The sequence below is a fragment of the Roseovarius sp. JB2-10 genome (assembly GCF_055693585.1).
On the sequence record NZ_CM146337.1, the window covers coordinates 2,974,379 to 2,993,415 of the forward strand.

18 protein-coding genes are annotated in these 19,037 nt (G+C 58.1%); 10 read left to right on the forward strand and 8 right to left on the reverse strand.

The genetic code is table 11. The features are described 5' to 3' along the window. Positions 1-108: 108 nt before the first annotated feature. Genes ACZ1HJ_RS14910 through iscR form a run of 5 tightly spaced genes read right to left on the reverse strand, consistent with a single transcriptional unit; the run spans position 109 to position 3,815 of the window. Positions 109-363 carry a hypothetical protein gene (locus ACZ1HJ_RS14910; protein ID WP_472719443.1) on the reverse strand — a complete coding sequence of 85 codons (255 nt, stop codon included), beginning with the start codon at positions 361-363 and terminating at the stop codon, positions 109-111. Then, entirely contained in the window at positions 360-752 is a 393-nt protein-coding gene (locus ACZ1HJ_RS14915; protein WP_472719444.1) for a hypothetical protein, read from the reverse strand. The genes ACZ1HJ_RS14910 and ACZ1HJ_RS14915 overlap by 4 nt, the downstream gene beginning before the upstream one ends. A gap of 4 nt (positions 753-756) precedes the next feature. Beyond that, the gene (sufB, locus tag ACZ1HJ_RS14920) at positions 757-2,280 is read right to left on the reverse strand and encodes a Fe-S cluster assembly protein SufB (RefSeq protein ID WP_472719445.1); all 1,524 of its coding nucleotides are present in this window, start codon (positions 2,278-2,280) and stop codon (positions 757-759) included. Between the two features lie 18 nt (positions 2,281-2,298). Further along, positions 2,299-3,357 (reverse strand): cysteine desulfurase family protein, encoded by a 1,059-nt coding sequence (locus ACZ1HJ_RS14925; protein ID WP_472719446.1) that lies wholly within the window; start codon positions 3,355-3,357, stop codon positions 2,299-2,301. Beyond that, positions 3,354-3,815: a Fe-S cluster assembly transcriptional regulator IscR gene (iscR, locus tag ACZ1HJ_RS14930; RefSeq protein ID WP_472719447.1), complete on the reverse strand. Its 462-nt coding sequence runs from the start codon at positions 3,813-3,815 to the stop codon at positions 3,354-3,356. The genes ACZ1HJ_RS14925 and iscR overlap by 4 nt, the downstream gene beginning before the upstream one ends. A gap of 169 nt (positions 3,816-3,984) precedes the next feature. Here iscR and ACZ1HJ_RS14935 point away from each other — a divergent pair, with 169 nt between their 5' ends. The 3 genes from ACZ1HJ_RS14935 to ACZ1HJ_RS14945 all read left to right on the forward strand — a co-directional run bounded on the left by ACZ1HJ_RS14935 (position 3,985) and on the right by ACZ1HJ_RS14945 (position 5,211). Continuing rightward, a complete protein-coding gene (locus ACZ1HJ_RS14935; protein WP_472719448.1) occupies positions 3,985-4,638 on the forward strand; it encodes an alpha/beta hydrolase in 654 nt (217 codons plus the stop codon). Between the two features lie 3 nt (positions 4,639-4,641). Then, entirely contained in the window at positions 4,642-4,890 is a 249-nt protein-coding gene (locus ACZ1HJ_RS14940) for a hypothetical protein (protein ID WP_472719449.1), read from the forward strand. Between the two features lie 183 nt (positions 4,891-5,073). Further along, entirely contained in the window at positions 5,074-5,211 is a 138-nt protein-coding gene (locus ACZ1HJ_RS14945; protein WP_472719450.1) for a hypothetical protein, read from the forward strand. Positions 5,212-5,298: 87 nt separating this feature from the next. On the opposite strand, the gene mfd is transcribed toward ACZ1HJ_RS14945, so the two are convergent. Both mfd and ACZ1HJ_RS14955 read right to left on the reverse strand, forming a co-directional pair. Further along, entirely contained in the window at positions 5,299-8,754 is a 3,456-nt protein-coding gene (gene mfd / locus ACZ1HJ_RS14950) for a transcription-repair coupling factor (RefSeq protein WP_472719451.1), read from the reverse strand. Between the two features lie 45 nt (positions 8,755-8,799). Continuing rightward, the gene (locus ACZ1HJ_RS14955; RefSeq protein WP_472719452.1) at positions 8,800-9,330 is read right to left on the reverse strand and encodes a component of SufBCD complex; all 531 of its coding nucleotides are present in this window, start codon (positions 9,328-9,330) and stop codon (positions 8,800-8,802) included. Positions 9,331-9,449: 119 nt separating this feature from the next. On the opposite strand from ACZ1HJ_RS14955, the gene hemB reads away from it, so the two are divergent. The 3 genes from hemB (at position 9,450) to ACZ1HJ_RS14970 (ending at position 11,861) form a co-directional block, all read left to right on the forward strand. Further along, a complete protein-coding gene (gene hemB, locus ACZ1HJ_RS14960) occupies positions 9,450-10,454 on the forward strand; it encodes a porphobilinogen synthase (protein WP_472719453.1) in 1,005 nt (334 codons plus the stop codon). 116 nt (positions 10,455-10,570) lie between these two features. Next, on the forward strand, positions 10,571-11,131 hold the full coding sequence (locus ACZ1HJ_RS14965) for a lipid-binding SYLF domain-containing protein (protein ID WP_472719454.1): 561 nt from the start codon (positions 10,571-10,573) through the stop codon (positions 11,129-11,131). Positions 11,132-11,444: 313 nt separating this feature from the next. Then, positions 11,445-11,861, forward strand: coding sequence for a cupin domain-containing protein (locus tag ACZ1HJ_RS14970; protein WP_472719455.1), 417 nt, complete (start codon positions 11,445-11,447; stop codon positions 11,859-11,861). Between the two features lie 170 nt (positions 11,862-12,031). Here ACZ1HJ_RS14970 and ACZ1HJ_RS14975 read toward each other — a convergent pair whose 3' ends face one another. Further along, positions 12,032-12,301, reverse strand: a complete 270-nt coding sequence (locus ACZ1HJ_RS14975; protein WP_472719456.1) for an usg protein — start codon at positions 12,299-12,301, stop codon at positions 12,032-12,034. Between the two features lie 193 nt (positions 12,302-12,494). On the opposite strand from ACZ1HJ_RS14975, the gene gyrA reads away from it, so the two are divergent. The 4 genes from gyrA (at position 12,495) to ACZ1HJ_RS14995 (ending at position 19,026) form a co-directional block, all read left to right on the forward strand. Next, positions 12,495-15,275 carry a DNA gyrase subunit A gene (gyrA, locus tag ACZ1HJ_RS14980; RefSeq protein ID WP_472719457.1) on the forward strand — a complete coding sequence of 927 codons (2,781 nt, stop codon included), beginning with the start codon at positions 12,495-12,497 and terminating at the stop codon, positions 15,273-15,275. A 190-nt stretch (positions 15,276-15,465) separates the two neighbouring features. Beyond that, positions 15,466-16,065, forward strand: a complete 600-nt coding sequence (locus tag ACZ1HJ_RS14985; protein ID WP_472719458.1) for a hypothetical protein — start codon at positions 15,466-15,468, stop codon at positions 16,063-16,065. 103 nt (positions 16,066-16,168) lie between these two features. Further along, complete coding sequence (locus tag ACZ1HJ_RS14990) at positions 16,169-17,011, forward strand: NAD-dependent epimerase/dehydratase family protein (RefSeq protein ID WP_472719459.1); 843 nt, start codon at positions 16,169-16,171, stop codon at positions 17,009-17,011. A 137-nt stretch (positions 17,012-17,148) separates the two neighbouring features. Further along, the gene (locus ACZ1HJ_RS14995) at positions 17,149-19,026 is read left to right on the forward strand and encodes a polysaccharide biosynthesis protein (RefSeq protein ID WP_472719460.1); all 1,878 of its coding nucleotides are present in this window, start codon (positions 17,149-17,151) and stop codon (positions 19,024-19,026) included. Positions 19,027-19,037: the final 11 nt, after the last annotated feature.

The window sequence follows — 19,037 nt, forward strand, 5'->3', positions numbered from 1 at the left end:
CCATATGTCAGTTTTAAACGCCACTAAGCGTAGATTTCATCGTATTCGTCTCTGCCGTTTCCGTCTTTTTTGAGTCGACGACAAGTGTGATCTTCAAGCCTTCGTTCTTCAGTTCCAAACGTCAGGTCCCAACGGCCCGCAATCCGCACCAAATCCATCTCGGCGGGCAAAACACAAGTGGCCGGATATGAAGCTCATCCCGCTTAACTCCGGCAGCATCGCAGGAATACCGGTATAGTCACCCGGCAGAGCAACCTGACCACCCAACGCCACTTTATGACTAAAATTTCGGTCCCAATAAGGACCAGCAAACGTTGCAAGTGCGAGCGACATGCTCAAAAAAATCATGACGATATTCCTCATGCTTCTTTCTTCCATCTGTCGAAATCGCCGCGGGCCTTGGCCTCTTCGATTTGTGTGTTTCGAAACGCGTCCTGTTCTGCTGCACGTTGCCTACGCAAATCAGACTCCAGTTGCACTAATCTTCGAGCTCCGCGACGGTTAAACCACCAGAGCAAACCGGGTGCTGCCACTGCGCCCAGAACTGGGAATGCCAAAGGTACATTCACCATAAACAAGAGCCCCAGCAACATACCGATAAAAGCGCCAAGAGGTACCGAGATGAAGAAGGCCCACCCGCGCAAACCCCTCAAGTGGTAAGCGGAGTTTTCCCGCGCCAATGCCTCTCTGCTAACAGCGGCGTGGCGCTGCTTTCGCATCGGCGTTGGTAAAGGTTCGTCAGACAATTCCATTGACTTAACCAACCGATCCTTCCAGCGAAATCGCGACAAGCTGTTGCGCCTCCATCGCAAACTCCATCGGCAGTGCTTGCAACACATCCTTGCAGAAGCCGTTGACCACCAGCGCCACGGCCTCTTCCTCGTCCATGCCCCGTTGGCGGCAATAGAACATCTGGTCATCGTCGACCTTGGATGTCGTGGCCTCATGCTCAACCCGCGAGGAGTTATTTTTGACCTCGATGTAGGGCACCGTGTGCGCCCCGCATTTCCCGCCGATTAAAAGGCTGTCGCATTGCGTGTAGTTGCGCGAATTTTTGGCCTTGGGATGCATCGACACCAGCCCACGATAAGTGTTTTGCGCATGGCCCGCGCTGATCCCTTTGGACACGATCCGCGAGCGCGTGTCTTTGCCCAGATGGATCATCTTGGTGCCCGTATCGGCCTGCTGGTAGTTGTTGGCAATGGCGATGGAATAGAACTCGCCCTGGCTCTCGTTCCCACGCAGGATGCAGCTTGGGTATTTCCAGGTCACGGCAGATCCGGTTTCCACCTGCGTCCACATCACCTTGGCCCGATCACCCCGGCAATCGGCGCGTTTGGTCACGAAATTATAGATGCCACCCTTGCCGTTTTCATCACCGGGATACCAGTTCTGGACGGTCGAGTATTTCACCTCGGCGTCTTCTTCGATGATGATCTCCACCACCGCTGCGTGGAGCTGTGACGTGTCGCGCTGAGGTGCTGTGCAGCCTTCAAGATAGCTCACATAGCTGCCCTTATCGGCGATGATCAGCGTGCGTTCAAATTGCCCGGTGTTTTCGGCGTTGATCCGGAAATAGGTGCTCAGCTCCATCGGACAGCGCACGCCCGGCGGGACGTAGACAAACGAGCCGTCTGAGAAGACCGCCGAGTTCAGCGTGGCATAGAAATTGTCACTGACCGGCACCACTGAGCCAAGGTATTTTTTGACCAGTTCGGGGTGGTCTTTGATGGCCTCGGAGATCGAGCAGAAGATCACGCCCGCCTCTTTCAACTCCTTCTGGAAGGTCGTGCCGACAGAGACGGAATCAAACACCGCATCGACAGCCACCTTGCGGCCCTCCGCCGGGGCATTTTCCGCACCCTCAACACCCGCCAGGATCATCTGCTCTTTCAGCGGAATGCCAAGCTTTTCGTATGTGGCCAAAAGCTTAGGGTCGACCTCATCCAGAGATTTCGGCTTGACCTCCATCGATTTAGGCCGCGCATAATAATATTGGTCCTGAAAGTCGATTTCAGGATAATCCACCATCGCCCAGTCGGGCTCTTCCTTGGTCAGCCAACGCGCGTAAGCCTCCAGCCGCCACTCGGTCATCCAAGCAGGCTCTTCATTCTTTTCCGAGATCAGCCTCACGATATCCGGCGTCAGCCCCTTGGGGGCGTATTCCATCTCGATATCGGTTTCCCAGCCATATTTGTAGGCGCCGCCCACTTCGCGCACCGCATCGACCGTTTCCTGATCAACGCCGTCCTTGACCTGTGTGTCGTCCAGAGCCGCCATGGCTTTTCCCCTCATACTTCACGCCGCACGGGCGCGGTGCTTATCCAAATGCTTCAGCCATGTGTCGGCGAAGCGGTATATCTCATCCTCGGTCGTGTCGGGCCCAAGGCTCACCCGGATCGCAGATTTCGCGACCTCTTCGTCAAATCCCATTGCACGCAACACGCGGCTTTCGCGAACCTTGCCGCTTGAACACGCGCTGCCCGCAGAGATGGCAAAACCGGCAAGGTCCATTTGCATGACCTGCGTTTCACCTTTCCATCCCGGTGTCGCGATGCAGGAGGTGTTGGGCAGGCGTTGCCCGTCTTTCCCGACAAAAATAGTCTCTTTAGCAGATTCCTCAATAGAGGATTCTAGAATGTTTCTAAGTTTTTCGATCTGCTGCCATTTTCCGTCAGCAAGATCGCGCATCGCCGCCTCGGCCGCCGCCCCGAAACCGGCAATTCCAATCACGTTTTCGGTGCCGGAACGGCGGCCCATTTCCTGCCCGCCGCCAACAGCCAATGCCGGAATGTCCAGCCCCTGCCGAATGATCAACGCCCCGACGCCTTTGGGACCGCCAAGTTTGTGTGCCGAGCAGATCGCCATGTCTGCCCCCGACCATGCAAAGGAAAACGGAATGCGGCCCACGGCCTGTGTTGCATCAAGCAACAAGTGGTCCGCGGCTACGTCGCCCACGCTGGTACGACCGTCTGCCTTTTGAGGAACCTCGCTGATCACCCCGGTTTCAGAGTTGGCAAGCCCCATGGCAAACACGCCACCTGCCGTCCCGTCGGTTTTCTGTGCCCAAAGCGCATCATGTGCCGTGGGTTCAACCGCAACACCGCCCCGCGTGGCCCATGCCTGCAACACCCGCGCGGCCTCCGTAGCGCCGGAGGTAAAAACAACCTCCTGCGGTTGGCAGCCGACGGCCCCGGCCACCTGCGCCCGGGCCCGTTCGACCACCGCTTTGGCGGATCGACCTTCACCATGCACGCTGGAGGGATTTCCCACGACGTCCATAGCGCTGAGCATCGCGTCGCGCGCCTCACCGCGCAGCGGGGCCGTGGCGTTAAAATCAAAGTAGACCCGGCTCATTCTTCGTCCACAACTGAAAACAGGTTTGGGACAGCCGGACAGGGGGTCAGTTCATTGCCCACAATATCGCTCAACCGGGTCTGGTGCAGGAAGACATAGACATGCGCGCTCAACCCTTCCCACAGCCGGTTGGTGACCGATTGCGCCTTGGAGCCTGATGCCGCACCCGAGGCCCCTGCCCCTTTGTGCAGCGCATCCACGGTTTCATCCACGGCGGCCAGAACATCCGACACGCGAATGTCCGACGGCGAGCGTGCCAACCGATACCCACCGCCCGGCCCCCGAACCGACGTGACCAGATCAGCACGGCGCAGTTTCACAAAAAGCTGTTCCAGATAGGGCAGCGAAATATCCTGACGTTTGGAGATTTCCCCCAAGGTGACAAGACAATCGGATGGCTGCAGGGCGATATCAGTCAGCGCAACCATGGCATAACGGCCCTTCGTGCTCAGTTTCATGGCCTTTCCCCCTGCGAATTGATTGACCTGCCGACGCGCAAGCCTTATCCCGCTTGCAGCGCTTCCGGCCCAGCCCCTCCGGTCTGACCCGGAATTTAGAATAGTTCTAAGGTGGCAGAGAGATTTCGTCAAGAATATCCCGCCCCCTCTTATGGGAGACACAGGCTAAATGCCCGAGGTAATTTTTCCCGGCCCCGAAGGCCGTCTCGAAGGACGCTACCACCCGCAAAAAGAGAAGGACGCGCCGATTGCCATCGTGCTGCATCCGCATCCGCAATTTGGCGGAACGATGAACAACAAGGTGGTCTATAATCTGCACTACGCCTTCTACAACATGGGCTTCACGGTGCTGCGGTTCAATTTTCGCGGTGTTGGCCGAAGCCAGGGCGAATATGATCAGGGCGTGGGTGAGCTGAGCGATGCCGCGTCAGCGCTCGATTACCTGCAATCGATGAACAACAATTCCAAGCATTGCTGGGTTGCGGGTTTCAGCTTTGGGGCCTGGATCGGCATGCAGCTTTTGATGCGCCGTCCCGAAATCACTGGGTTCATCAGCGTATCACCCCCGGCCAACATGTATGACTTCTCGTTTCTGGCCCCCTGCCCGTCTTCGGGCCTGATCATCAATGGCTCGAACGACCGCGTGGCACCGCCTGCGGACACGGTGGCATTGGTCAACAAGTTGCACGAGCAGCAAGGCATCACCATTACACATACCGAAATCGATGGCTCCGGCCATTTCTTTGAAGAACCCTACATGGACACGATGATCGACAACGTGACCACATATGTAAAACGCCGCCTGACAGAAAACACACGGTGACCCATGGGCATAACCGAAGATATGGCCGATGATCTGGCCAGCGACACAATCAAATACATCGATGCAACCGGCGATGAGGACATCATCACCGATCTGGTGAAGGTTCTGGGCGCCACATCGCAAACGGCAGAAGAGGCGTTTTTGACCTCGATCCGGGTGCGGCGCGCCAATATGAAAGCCAAAGTACTTCTGATGGAACGCGTCAAAGCCCATAAGGCCAAAAAAGACGCTGAAGCATCAGGCGGCAGCTGATTGGTCTGCCCGTGGGTCAAGCGCCCGCGACCCGCAGAGTTAGGCCAACACCGGTGCAAATCCAGAAACTGAAACATAACATCACCTTGACGCGAGGTGCTGTACCAATTCAATGCAACCGCCCTATCTCCATTTCGCAAGGCGCAACACCCCGGCGCCGCCCGAAACAAATGGAGACTTAAAATGCGTACTTTGACACTATTCGCGACACTCGTTGCTCTGTCCGGCCCGGCTCTGGCAACAGCGGCCAACAATGGCTCGGTTGACGGCACAATCAAACTGCCCGTCTGTGGCCACCCTGCTGGTTGCTACGACCGGTAAGACGACCCTTTTTCAAGGTATCCCAAGAAACGCGCAGGTGGCCAACACTTGCGTGTTTTTTTTGTGGCTTGATCCCAAAAACCATCGTCACGATTTCGCACGTTTCTTTTCGGCAATCACCTTTTCCGCAAGGTCGCGCGCAATCGCAAAGGCACCTTTGATCTTGTCACCCTCTTTCTTCCAATCGCGCCGCACGACGATCTTGTTGTCGCGCACCTTGGCCAAACCGCGCTGGTCCTGGATGAATTCCACAAGCCCCTGGGGTGAGGCAAACTTGTCGTTGTGAAACTGGATCGTGGCGCCCTTGGGCCCGCCATCCAGCTTGGCAATGCCGGCCTTCTTGCACATCGCCTTGATCCGCACGATCAGCATCAGCATGTTGACCTCGCGTGGCAATTTGCCAAAGCGGTCGATCAACTCGGCGGCAAAGCCTTCCAACTCGACCTTGCGCTGAAGACTGCTGAGACGGCGATAAAGTCCCAACCGCACGTCCAGATCAGGCACATAGGCCTCGGGTATCAGAACCGGTACACCAAGGTTGATTTGCGGTGCCCATTGATCATCCGCATCGCTCAGCCCTTCCATCTCACCGGCCTTGATCTTGGCAATCGCCTCTTCCAGCATGGATTGATAAAGCTCATACCCCACGTCACGCATCTGGCCCGATTGCTCTTCGCCCAGAAGGTTGCCCGCGCCGCGAATGTCCAGATCCTGCGAGGCCAGCGTGAAGCCCGCGCCTAGCGTATCGAGTGAGCCCAACACACGCAGACGTTTTTCCGCCGCGGGTGTCAAACGCATCCGGGGTTTGGTGGTCAAATACGCATAAGCACGGGTTTTCGAGCGGCCCACGCGGCCCCGGATCTGGTAGAGCTGGCTGAGGCCAAACATATCCGCGCGGTGGATGACCATTGTGTTGGCCGTTGGGATATCCAGACCGCTTTCGACAATCGTTGTGGCCAGCAGCACATCATATTTGCCGTCATAGAAGGCGTTCATGCGTTGATCCAGCTCGCCCGCCGCCATCTGGCCATGGGCGATGACATAGCTGACTTCGGGCACCTGGGTTTTCAGGAAATCCTCAATCTCCGGCAGGTCGGAAATCCGCGGCACGACGAAAAAGCTCTGGCCGCCGCGGTAATGTTCACGCAGGAGCGCCTCGCGGATGGTGACCGTATCGAAATCACTCACATAGGTCCGGATCGACAGGCGATCGACGGGCGGCGTGCCGATGATGCTCAGGTCCCGCACGCCGCTGAGGGACAATTGCAACGTGCGCGGGATCGGCGTGGCCGTGAGGGTCAGCACATGCACGTCACTGCGCAACTGTTTGAGCCGTTCCTTGTGGCCCACGCCAAAACGCTGTTCCTCGTCGATCACCAAAAGGCCGAGGTTCTGAAACCGGATGCCCTTGGCCAAGAGCGCATGGGTGCCCACCACGATATCCACCTGCCCGCGTGACAGGGCATCGCGGGTCTTGGCGGCCTCACCCGCCGAGACAAAGCGCGACAGTGGTCGCACGCTGACCGGGAAGCCGCGAAAGCGTTCCGCGAAACTCTGGAAATGCTGCCGCGCCAAAAGGGTTGTCGGTGCAATCACCGCCACCTGCATGCCCGACATGGCCGCGACAAAGGCCGCACGCATTGCGACTTCGGTTTTGCCAAAACCCACATCGCCGCAAATCAGACGGTCCATTGGCGTACCAGCGGTCAGATCGTCCATCACGTCTTCAATAGCGCGCAGCTGATCATCGGTCTCCTGATAGGGAAAGCGCGCTGAAAATTCTTCCCACGCATGATGCTCAGGCTCCAACACCGGCGCGGTACGCAGGGCCCGTTCCGCGGCAATACGGATCAGCCTGTTGGCCATCTCCCGGATGCGCTCTTTGAGCTTGGCCTTCTTCGACTGCCACGCGCCGCCCCCCAGACGATCAAGCAACCCCTCTTCGTGGCCGTATTTGCTCAGCAGTTCGATGTTTTCAACCGGCAGGAACAGCCGCGCACTTTCAGCGTATTCCAGCGCCAGGCATTCATGCGCGGCGCCGGCGGCTGTGATCACCTCAAGCCCGTGGTACCGCCCGATCCCGTGATCGACATGCACCACAAGATCACCGGGCGAAAGCGCATTGGCCTCCGTCAGGAAGTTTTCAGCCCGGCGGCGCTTTTTCGGCGCGCGGATCAGCCGATCCCCCAGAATATCCTGTTCCGTGATGACCGTCAGATCAGCGGATTCGAACCCATGCTCCAACGCCCAGACCGCCAGATGCAGCCCGTGTTTGCCAATCCGCGTGGCATTTGGCACGGTAACAGCGCCCAACATGCCTTCATCTTCCAACAGCCCTTCAAGCCGTTCTCGCGCGCCTTCGGAATAGCTGGCCACCAGAACCGGCCCAATGGCCATACGCGCCTCAATATGGGTTTTGAGCGCGCCGAAAAGGCCCACGGACTCCATTTGCCGTTCCGGTGCAAAGTTGCGCCCGATCCGGGCACCCGCATCCAATACGCCCGGCCCTGTGGCCTGTGCCAGTGGCGATAATTGCACCACGCGCCGTCCCTGGACCGCGTCCTCCCATGCCCGGTCGTCCAGGTACATCAACCCCGGCGGCACCGGCTTATAGACCGTATCGCCGCGGGTTTTCTGGCTCAGCGCATGGGTGCGGGCCTCATACTGATCCTCAACACTGGCCCACCGCGCGACGCGGGCGGGCGTGACCTGATCATCCAATGTGATCGTGGCATTCGGCAGATAGTCAAAGAGCGTTTCAAGCGTTTCATGAAAGAACGGCAGCCAATGCTCGATCCCCTGATGCTTGCGCCCGGCACTGACGGCCTCATAGAGCGGATCATCAGTGCCTGCCGCACCAAATTCGATCCGGTAGTTCTGGCGAAACCGCGTGATTGCAGCATCGTCCAGAATGACCTCAGACACCGGCGCCAATTCGATCAAATCCAGCTTTTCGGTGGTGCGTTGCGTCGCCGGGTCAAACCGGCGGATGCCGTCCAGTACATCGCCAAAAAGATCAAGCCGCACCGGGCCGGTATCGCCCGGCGGATAGATGTCGATAATCCCGCCACGCACCGCAAAATCACCGGGTTCCATCACCGTGGGCGCCTGGGAAAACCCCATCCGTACCAAAAACGCTCTGAGCGCCGTTTCATCCAGTTGATGATCCACACGGGCGGTGAACGCGGCCTCTTTCAGAACCGCGCGTGCCGGAACACGTTGCGTGGCGGCGTTGAGCGTGGTCAGGAGCACGAACTGCGAGGGCATTCCGTGCACAAGCCCCGCCAGCGTCGCCATACGTGCCGCCGAGGTATCGGCATTGGGCGACACCCGGTCATAGGGCAGACAATCCCAGCCCGGAAACTGCACCACCGGCATATCGGGCGCGAAAAACCGTATCGCTTCGGCCATGGCCGCAAGGCGTTTGTCGTCGCGCGCGACATGCACGATCGGACGGCACTCCTTGGCCACCTCCTCCAGCAAACGGCGGGCATCATACCCTTCGGGCGCGCCGCTCAGCGTGATGTGATCTGGCTTGCTCATTTCAAAATGTGCCCTGATGTCCGATGAAATTGCAGCGCCCGCGTATCAGCCGCCAAGCGCACCCACAGACAGGTTTTGCAACATGCCCCACATGGCGGTGATAAAGATCGAAAAGATACCGATAAACTGCGTCGTCATCCGGTGGCGATAGAGCCGCTTGTAGAGCTCCTCTCCCCGCAGATCATTGGCCTTGATGTAACGCGCGCTGGAGACGGACATCAGCGCGATCACACTGACCGGCAGCGCCAGCAGAAAGACCGCCTGTGCAAATTCCTGACCGTAGACGAAACCCATCAACGCCAGAACGGTCAGAATGAAGAACACAAAGCCAGCCAGCAACGTGCCGGACGTGTCCGCAATGTAAAGGATCCGGTTGGTGTAAATCCGCACCAGCTCCTCGAAGTCACGTGCGCCTTCACCGTCTTTATCCTTGCGGGCCCGTTGCGCCATGTCCCACGGCACCCCAATCACCCAATGGCTTGTCGACGACCACAACACGGCAAGCGCAATCCAGAACCACAGGTTGCTGAAACTGCGCATGTCAATCAGCTCAAAAACAGTCTCGTACCAGTCCACTACCGCGCCTCTGATCTCACTCGTTCGCCCCTCTTACCGCCGCCGCCCGGCAATTCCTACCCTTGAGATGTGGGAAATTCCATGTCACTCAGAAAACTGCAACATGAGAAAGCCTAACCATGCGTCCGACCCAAGCCCCGTTTCCCATCACACGCCTGCGCCGCACCCGCCAATCGGCTGCGATCCGGGCCCTGGTTGCCGAAAATACACTCAGCGCTGCCGATCTGATCTGGCCCGTCTTTGTGCGCGATGGCGAAGGTGTTGAAGAACCCGTACCCTCGATGCCCGGTGTCGTGCGACGCAGCGTGGATAAGGTGGTCGAAGCGGCACGCGAGGCTGTCGATCTAGGCATCCCGGCGATTTGTCTTTTTCCGTTTTCCTCGGACGCCAAGCGGACCAAGGATTGCGCCGAAGCATGGAACCCCGACAATCTGAGCAACCGCGCCACCCAGGCGATAAAACAGGCCGTGCCGGATATTGCCGTTATGACCGACGTGGCGCTCGACCCTTATTCCGATAGCGGCCATGACGGATACCTGGTGGACGATGAGATCGTGAATGACGCCACGGTCGAGGCGCTGGTCAAACAGGCGTTGAGCCAGGCCGAAGCGGGTGTTGATATCATCGGCCCGTCGGACATGATGGATGGTCGCATCGGCGCCATTCGGAACGCACTGGAATCCGGTGGCCATCACAACACGCTCCTGCTCAGCTATGCGGCAAAATATGCCAGCGCCTTTTATGGCCCCTTCCGCGATGCTGTCGGCGCATCCGGCGCCCTCAAGGGCGACAAACAGACCTATCAGATGAACCCGGCCAACTCGGATGAAGCTCTGCGCCTGATCGAGCGCGACCTGAGTGAAGGCGCAGATATGGTGATGGTCAAACCGGGCATGCCCTATCTGGACATCTGCCGACGGGTCAAAGACAATTTTGGCGCGCCCACCTATGCCTACCAGGTCTCGGGGGAATACGCGATGATCATGGCCGCCGCGCAAAACGGCTGGATCGACGGCGATCGCGCGATGATGGAAAGCCTGATGGCCTTCAAACGGGCCGGATGCGACGGGGTTCTGACGTATTTTGCCCCCGCGGTGGCACGGGCGCTCAATTCTGCGGCATGAACCTGCTTTGATCCACAATCCTTAGTGACAGCGGGCCCTGAGGCCCCTATACTGTGTGGCAGACTGGCGATGTAAAAACGCCGGCACTTAAGTCAGGCAAACAGACAGGCAAAACCATGAGCACATTTACCAGACGCAGCTTTACGCTCGGCGCCCTTGCTGGCGCATCCGTCACCGCCGCTTGCGGCAACGGCGTTGGCAGTACCGGGGGCGCCAAGATCGACGCCCGTGTCGACGCAACGCTGAATAATCTCTACACGAATTATCCCAACACCCGCGATCTGGCTGGCAAAGCCACGGGTCTACTGGTCATGCCGCTGATCACCGAGGCCGGATTTGGCATTGGCGGCGGCTTTGGGCGCGGCGCGCTTCGGATCAACGAAGCCACTGTTGACTATTACTCGGCCACCAAGGGCAGCTTTGGATTGCAGATCGGTGGTAAGCAATTCTCGCACGTTCTGTTCTTCATGACCGAAGACGCATTGACTGGTTTCCGTCGCTCCAATGGCTGGGCCGCTGGCGCAGACGCGGATTACGTTCTGTGGGATGAAGGTGAAAACCTGCGGGCAGAAACAACCACCTCGCTGGCGCCCGTCATTGCCGTTATTTTTGGCGAGGCCGGTCTGATGGCCGGGGCATCGCTGGAAGGCGTGAAATACACGCGGATCATTCCCTGACACAGCTCGGTTCGTAAAGCAGACGCACACGCGAAGATGTCTGCTTTGCGGACCAAGCGGACCTTGTTTGGTTTGGTTACTCGAGAGTGAACCTGAAAAGGCATGTGCGCGGATTTCTAGTCGAAAGGGTTTTTCTGGCAAAACGACCTTTGCTGGGAAACCAAGCTCAGGCTGCAATTTTGGAGGTGGCCAATGGTTATTTATCCATTGACTTGTGGGCATTTTTCTTCCCCCATGTAGTAGCTTTTCTCTCAAAGGATTAACTACGATGTTTCGCTTCCTGATAACGTGCGCGGCCCTAGCATCTGCTACAATGCATCAGATACCCGCGTTCGCTGGTGAAAATCATCATGAACCGGTCATTATTGATATGGAGAGCGCCTCCTGGAAGACCTTGAATGATGCCGGTGTCGAAGTTGCAGTCCTCTCTGGCAACCCGTCGGAGCCCGGGGTCTATTCCCTCATTATGAAAGTCCCAAAAGGGGTGAAAACATCTGTGCATACTCATGCCGACGTCTGGCGTCACAGCGTTGTCATTTCAGGCACGTTGTATTTCGCGTTCGGCGATGAATGGAATTCGGATAGTCTGATCCCGATGGGTCCAGGTACATTCTTTACAGAGGGTCCAAAGGACGCCCACTATGCTTGGGCAAAAGACGGACCAGTCGTCGCATTTGTGACTGCGATGGGACCGACATCGACAGAACCACTGGCTCCTCCGCCAGAGTGAGACCAAATTTGCAGTTAGCGGTACAGGCTCGAGGCGGTCCTTCGCTGCGGAGCAGCGCGCTGACGGCGGATGAGTGTCCGCTTTGGGCTCAGAGCCGCCATTGAACAGTTTGGCGCGCAGCACTCTTGGTGCGTTCAATGGATACAATTGATCAACAGAGTATCACCGCCTCAATGCAGGGTGAACTCACCCGTCACGTTGCGCCACTCGCCCGGGCTGATCATTTTGCGGTGGCTGAACGCCACGGAATGAAGTGGCCCGTCAATTTCGCGCTGCCAGAACTCGATGAATTCGAACAGCCGGGGATGGTCGGGGGCAGTGTCATACTCCTGCCAGACAAAACTGTTCAGCACATGGGTGTAGTCCGGCATCCTGTAAAAGAATTCTGCCGTGGTCAGCCCGTACCCTTTTAGCATCATCTCGGTTTCAGACATTTCCATTAAACTGCTCCTTATTATGCGTCTGACAGCCCCATCATGCGGCATTAAAATTACTTTTCAATGAAAACAATGTGTTGGCATCGCACGGTGGTGAGTGCCAAGGCATAGCTGCAACAACCATTGCACCCTATATCCTGCCTCTGATATAGATTCGGCAACTAAATATAGAATAACGAACAGGACAGGCATCAACGTGAACGACACGCCGCAACCCCCTGAAGATTCAGAAGAAAACAAACCCGAACGTCCCGAATATGATGGTCCGAAAATCTCGATCACGGACGAGATGAAGACTTCATACCTGGATTACGCCATGTCGGTCATCGTCAGCCGGGCGATCCCTGACCTGCGCGACGGGTTGAAACCGGTGCATCGGCGCATCCTCTACGCGATGCACGAAACGAATAACGGCCACGACAAACCTTATCGCAAATCGGCCCGTCCGGTGGGCGATGTCATGGGTAAATACCACCCTCATGGCGACAGTGCGATCTACGACGCGCTTGTACGGATGGCGCAGGATTTCTCTATGTCCCTGCCCCTACTCGACGGTCAGGGGAACTTCGGCTCAATGGACGGCGATAACCCCGCGGCCATGCGCTACACCGAAGTACGGATGGACAAGCCCGCCGCCTCCCTGCTGGCCGATATCGAAAAAGACACGGTTGATTTTCAGGACAATTACGACGGCAAGGATCAAGAACCCACTGTCCTGCCCGCCCGCTTTCCAAACATGCTGGTTAATGGCGCGGGCGGCATCGCCGTGGGTATGGCCACAAACATCCCGCCCCATAACCTGGGAGAGGTTGTCGATGCCACGCTGGCGCTGATCGAAGACCCGGACCTGACCAGCGAACAGCTGATTGAGTATGTCCCCGGGCCTGATTTCCCCACAGGCGGCATCATGCTGGGCCGCTCCGGCGCGCGCAAAGCCTATATCGAGGGGCGTGGCAGCGTGATCATCCGCTCCAAAACCCGTGTCGAAGAGATCCGAAAAGACCGCTATGCCATTGTCATCGACGAGATCCCCTATCAGGTGAACAAGGCCGCGATGATCGAAAAGATCGCCGAACAGGTCCGTGAGAAGAAGATCGAGGGCGTCAGCCACGTGCAGGACGAATCCGATCGCAACGGCGTGCGCGTCGTAGTGGAACTCAAGCGCGATGCCACGGCCGAGGTCGTGCTTAATCAGCTGTTCCGCTTCACCCCGATGCAGACTTATTTCGGCTGCAACATGCTGGCCTTGAACGGCGGCCGCCCCGAGCAACTGACCCTGCGCGCCTTCCTGACCTCCTTCATTGCCTTCCGCGAGGAGGTTGTGGCCCGGCGTACGGCCTATGAACTGCGCAAGGCGCGTGAACGCAGTCACGTGCTCTGTGGTTTGGCGGTGGCCGTCAGCAATGTGGACGAAATTGTTGCCACGATCCGCGCCTCCGCCGATGCCGCCGAGGCGCGCGAAAAACTGATGACGCGCCGCTGGCCCGCCGGTGACATTCTGGAATACATCGCGCTGATCGATGACCCGACGCATAAGGCCAATGACGACGGCACCTATAACCTCAGTGAAACGCAGGCCCGTGCCATTCTGGAACTGCGTCTGCAACGTCTGACGCAAATTGGTGTCAAAGAGGTGACCGATGAGCTGCAGGAGCTTGCCGGTAAGATCAAGGAATACCTTGCCATTCTGGCCTCCCGCGAGCGGATCATGGGTATCATCGCTGATGAACTTCGCGAAGTCCGCGAGCAATTCGCTGTGCCGCGCCGGACAGAGATTGTTGACTGGTCTGGCGACATGGAAGACGAAGATCTGATCGAGCGGGAAGATATGGTCGTGACGGTCACCTCCGGCGGCTATATCAAACGCACGGCACTGGCCGATTTCCGGGCGCAAAAACGCGGCGGCAAGGGCCTGAGCGGCATGCAGACAAAGGAGGAGGACGTGGTCACCACCCTCTTTGTGGCCAACACGCATACGCAACTTCTGTTCTTCACCACGGATGGCATGGTCTACAAGCTCAAAACCTGGCGCCTGCCGCTTGGTGGACGGACCGCCAAGGGCAAAGCCATTGTAAATATCCTGCCGATCCCGGTCGGGGTGAGCATCGCGGCAATCATGCCGGTCGATGTTCCCGAAGATCAGTGGGCCGATCTGCAGATCGTCTTCGCCACCTCTGCAGGCACCGTTCGACGCAACCGCCTGAGCGATTTCACCAATGTGAAATCCAACGGCAAGATCGCGATGAAATTCGAGGATGATCACGCCGAGACGAAGCTGATCAATGCGCGCATCTGCTCGGATGAGGATGACGTGATGCTGGTCACCAAATCGGGCCGGGCCATCCGCTTCCCCACCACCGAGGTCCGCGTCTTCAATTCACGCGCCTCTGTCGGGGTGCGCGGCGTCAAACTGACCGGAGACGATCAGGTTGTTTCCATGTCAGTCATTGGCCATTTCGTGGCGACACCGGATGAGCGCGCGGCTTACCTCAAAATGCGCCGCCAATTGGCCGGGGCGACCGACGAAGACGCCGCGAATGATGAGGAAGGCAACGCAGATGCCGCCATCAGCCCGGAGCGGTTCGAGGAAATGCAGGCCGCGGAAAACCTGATCCTGACCATCACATCGGGTGGCGCGGGCAAGCTCAGCTCCTCCCATGATTACCCCGTGCGTGGGCGCGGCGGTATGGGGGTGACCGCGATGGACAAGGCCATGCGGGGCGGCCCACTGATTGCCTCTTTCCCGGTGGCGATGGATGATCAGATCATGTTGGCCACCTCCAAGGGTCAGTCGATCCGTGTGCCGGTCAATGGCATCTCCTTCCGGTCGCGCAGCGCGGGCGGCGTCAAGGTTTTTGACACCGGCAAAGGCGAAGAAGTCGTAAGCGTGGCATGGATTGCCGAGCAGAATGAAGACGAGGAAGACGCCACGGATACCACGACAGAGGCCCCAGCCGGATCAGACGCCGGGGAGTAATCCTGGCGCGATCCGGACGGCGCTTTCACGGTGCACCAACTCTCTTTTGACGTGTGATTAACCACGAATTTTCACGCTAGGGGCAAATTCCTGCCCGATTCACGGGGCATTCTGATCCCGCCCAGAAGACGTGCCGGGCGCTGACCAGTGATGTTGTTTCCCCATCTTCCACATCGTCAGGAATAGTCTCGTGCACAGAAAAGATACCCGCTGGCTGAACAATTCAGGCCTCAACTTGATCCGCATCGTGATCGGCTCTTACTTCATGGCCGTGTCACTTGGATTGGTCTCGGGCGTTGACCCCAAGGCATTGTTTTCGCCGTTTATGCCGTTGATCGCAGCGGATGTAATTGGCTCAACACTGCTCTTCATCTCAAGCCTCGCGCTTATGACCGGAAGCTTCCTGCGCCCGACCGCCCTGATCCTGGCGCTGTTCGTGTTCGGCTCCAGCATGGTACAAAACTTCTTTTTGGTCGCGGTCGAGGATGTTTCCGCCTTCTGGCGGGACGTGACTTTGGTCTGTGCCATCATCCTGACCTATTCCAACATGAGCCGTCAGGATTTGCGCCGTGCCAACCTGATGCGTCGCCGCCGCATCAACCGCATTCGGCGCGTGCCGCTCTATGGGGAAACGGTGCAGCCCCGGCGTGTTTCGCCGCCCGCGCTTGAAACCCCCAAACCACAGGCCAGTCCGCGCCCGACACTAGAATTGCCATCCTTCATGAAACGCCCCGAAGACCGGGACAATGCGCGCGACATGGCGGACACCAACCTCTTTGCCAATATCTGACACGAGGCCGTCGGGCCCCACATCGCGGCCCCTTGACACCCCCTGCCCGGCATCACAGTTTCGCGGTGCGCCATCTGGTGCGCCCCAACCGGAGTGCCATTCTGTGTCCAACCCGCATCGCAAACACGTTGTCCTGATCCTTGGATCCGGCGGCAGATTGGGCACCATGCTGCGCCAAATCTGGTCAGAAACGCCACCTGACCGAACAGAGCTCATCTATCAATCGCGCAACGCATCCTTGGCCGACACCCTGCAATGGGCGCCGGGTGAAGCACGCAGCGTACTTCCACAAGTCAACACGATCATTGCCCTGTGGGGACGCACGAACGGGACCGATCAGGAGCTTGCACAAAACACATCGCTGGCTGAAGAGAGCCGTGCCATCGCCGTCGCAACCGGCGCATCCCAGGTCATACATCTCTCCAGTGCGGCGGTGTATGGACCTGCGGAAAACGCGTCCGAAACCTCCCCGACCAACCCGCTCAGCGCCTATGGCGCGGCCAAACTGGCGATGGAGCAGCGCATTGCAGAATTTGACGACAACCAAATCCGACACATCTTCCTCAGGCTCGCCAATGTCGTTGGCGCGGATAGTCTGGCGCCGGCACTGCGCAACGACGGTCCGGTTACACTGGATCGATTTCCAGACGCCCGTGGCCCGGTCCGCAGCTATATCGGCGCCCAGGATTTGGCCGATATCCTGATCCACCTCGTGCATTTACCCGCAAAACACCTGCCTTTGGTGCTGAACATCGCGGCCAGAACGCCTATTGAGATGCAATCACTGGCCAACGCCGCGGGCAAGGACATTCTCTGGCAGGCGGCGCCTTCGACCGCTGTGCAGACCGTAACCCTGAATACTGACCGTCTGACTGCCCTGGTGCCGGAATTTACCCCATGCGACACTGCCCAAAAATTAATCGACCAACTGACCGCTTTGGGGTGAATGTCGCGCCCCTCTGTGCGTGATCGCACACAGTCCTTCATTTCATCGTGATGGCTCAAACGTTACTTGTTCCTCCCAAGCGCGCAGGCGTATGATAGCAACGTTATGCCGACCTGGGCATATTGGGGGTTTCGGGTATGTTTTTTGACCTTGCACAATCGCTTGGCCGAACACGCAAAAACAGGATCATCTTTGCAATGGATGTCGCGCTGATCGCGATCTCCTACCTGTTGGCGTCTCTGCTCTTGTCGGGCACAGAACGCTGGATGACCCTGCCGGATGCCGCGGGCACGGATCTGACCGTTGTTCTGGGCGTGGGTGCCACCCTGACTGCCCTGCTGGGGCTACACCAAACCCGCCTCGGCGCCTATCAGATGCACGGCGTCATCAAATCCGCAGGTGTCGCGCTGGCGATGGCCATCGCAGGCGCAGTGGCGTCGGCCCTCTTGGCCGATATCGCCACGCCGCTGCATGTGTTCATCGTCTTCGGCATGGTCTTTTTGATCCTGAGCGTGGCCAGTCGTCTGGCCCTGCGGCGGTGGGTGACATGGCTTTATGCGAAAAATCGCGCGGGCACCCGCCTGATGATCTACGGCGCGGGCCAGACCGGTCAGCAACTGGCGCTGGCGCTTGAGGCCGATGACATGGTCACACCCGTGGTCTTTGTCGATGACAATCCACTTTTGCATGGCCAGACCATCAGGGATTTACGCGTGCATCCCTCCGTAGAAATTGCTGGCCTTGTCGCATCCCACCGCATTGATCGGATCGTGCTGGCCATGCCCAGTGCCGGCGCGACGGTTCAGGACCGTATCATCCGCACGCTGGCAGATATCGGCTGCGAAGTGCATGCGCTGCCCTCCTTTGCCAATATGATTGCCAAGCCGGAAACCCACCCACACCATACGAAACCGGTTGATCTGAACGACATTTTGGGTCGCGACCGGGTGGAAACCGAACTCCCGGGCGTGTCAGAAACCTACCGCGCCCGCTCCATTCTGGTGACCGGTGCGGGCGGGTCCATCGGTTCAGAAATCTGCCGCCAGCTGATGGCCTGCAACCCCGAGCGTCTAGTGTTGATGGACCATTCCGAACTGATGCTGTTCGAGATCGACCGCGAATTGCGCCATATGGGCGGGGATGTGGATATCCAGCCGGTTCTGGGCTCGGTCTGTGAACAGGATCTCGTGACCGGCGTGATGGCGAAATACAAGGTCGACACGGTGCTGCATGCGGCGGCGTATAAACACGTGCCTCTGGTCGAATTCAACGCCCTGGAAGGCATGCGCAACAATGTGTTGGGCACCAAGGTCGTGGCGGATGCCGCGCGGGACGCAGGCGTAGAACGCTTCATTCTTGTCTCGACAGACAAGGCCGTGCGTCCCACCAGTATCATGGGCGCGTCCAAGCGATTTGCCGAACTTCTCATCCAGGATCTGGCCACGCGCTCGACCACAACGCGTTTCGCAATGGTCCGGTTTGGCAATGTTCTGGGATCCAGCGGCTCGGTCATCCCGCTCTTTCAGGAACAGATCGCTCGAGGCGGGCCCATTACGCTGACCCATAACGACATCACCCGCTATTTCATGACCATCCCCGAGGCCGTGCAACTGGTTCTTCTGGCTGGAACATTCGCGCGGGGCGGTGATCTCTTTGTGCTTGATATGGGCAAACCTGTCCCGATCCGCGACGTCGCACACAAAATGATCGAAGGCGCCGGCCTGACCGTGCGGGATGAGACCAATCCGGATGGTGACATTGAAATCCAGATTACTGGTCTGCGACCCGGCGAAAAACTGCACGAAGAGCTGTTGATCGGATCAGATATGCTGACAACGCCGCATAGCCGTATTCTGCGCGCGCAAGAGGATCACCTGTCAGAGATCGAAATGGCGAATGCGCTGCAATCCCTGCGACAGGCAATTGAAACCCGCGATCCGGAGCTTTTGCATACCACCCTCAGCAAATGGATCGAAAAAGGCGACAAGGCCGCACCGTTGAGCGTGAACGAATAACACCTGCGTCG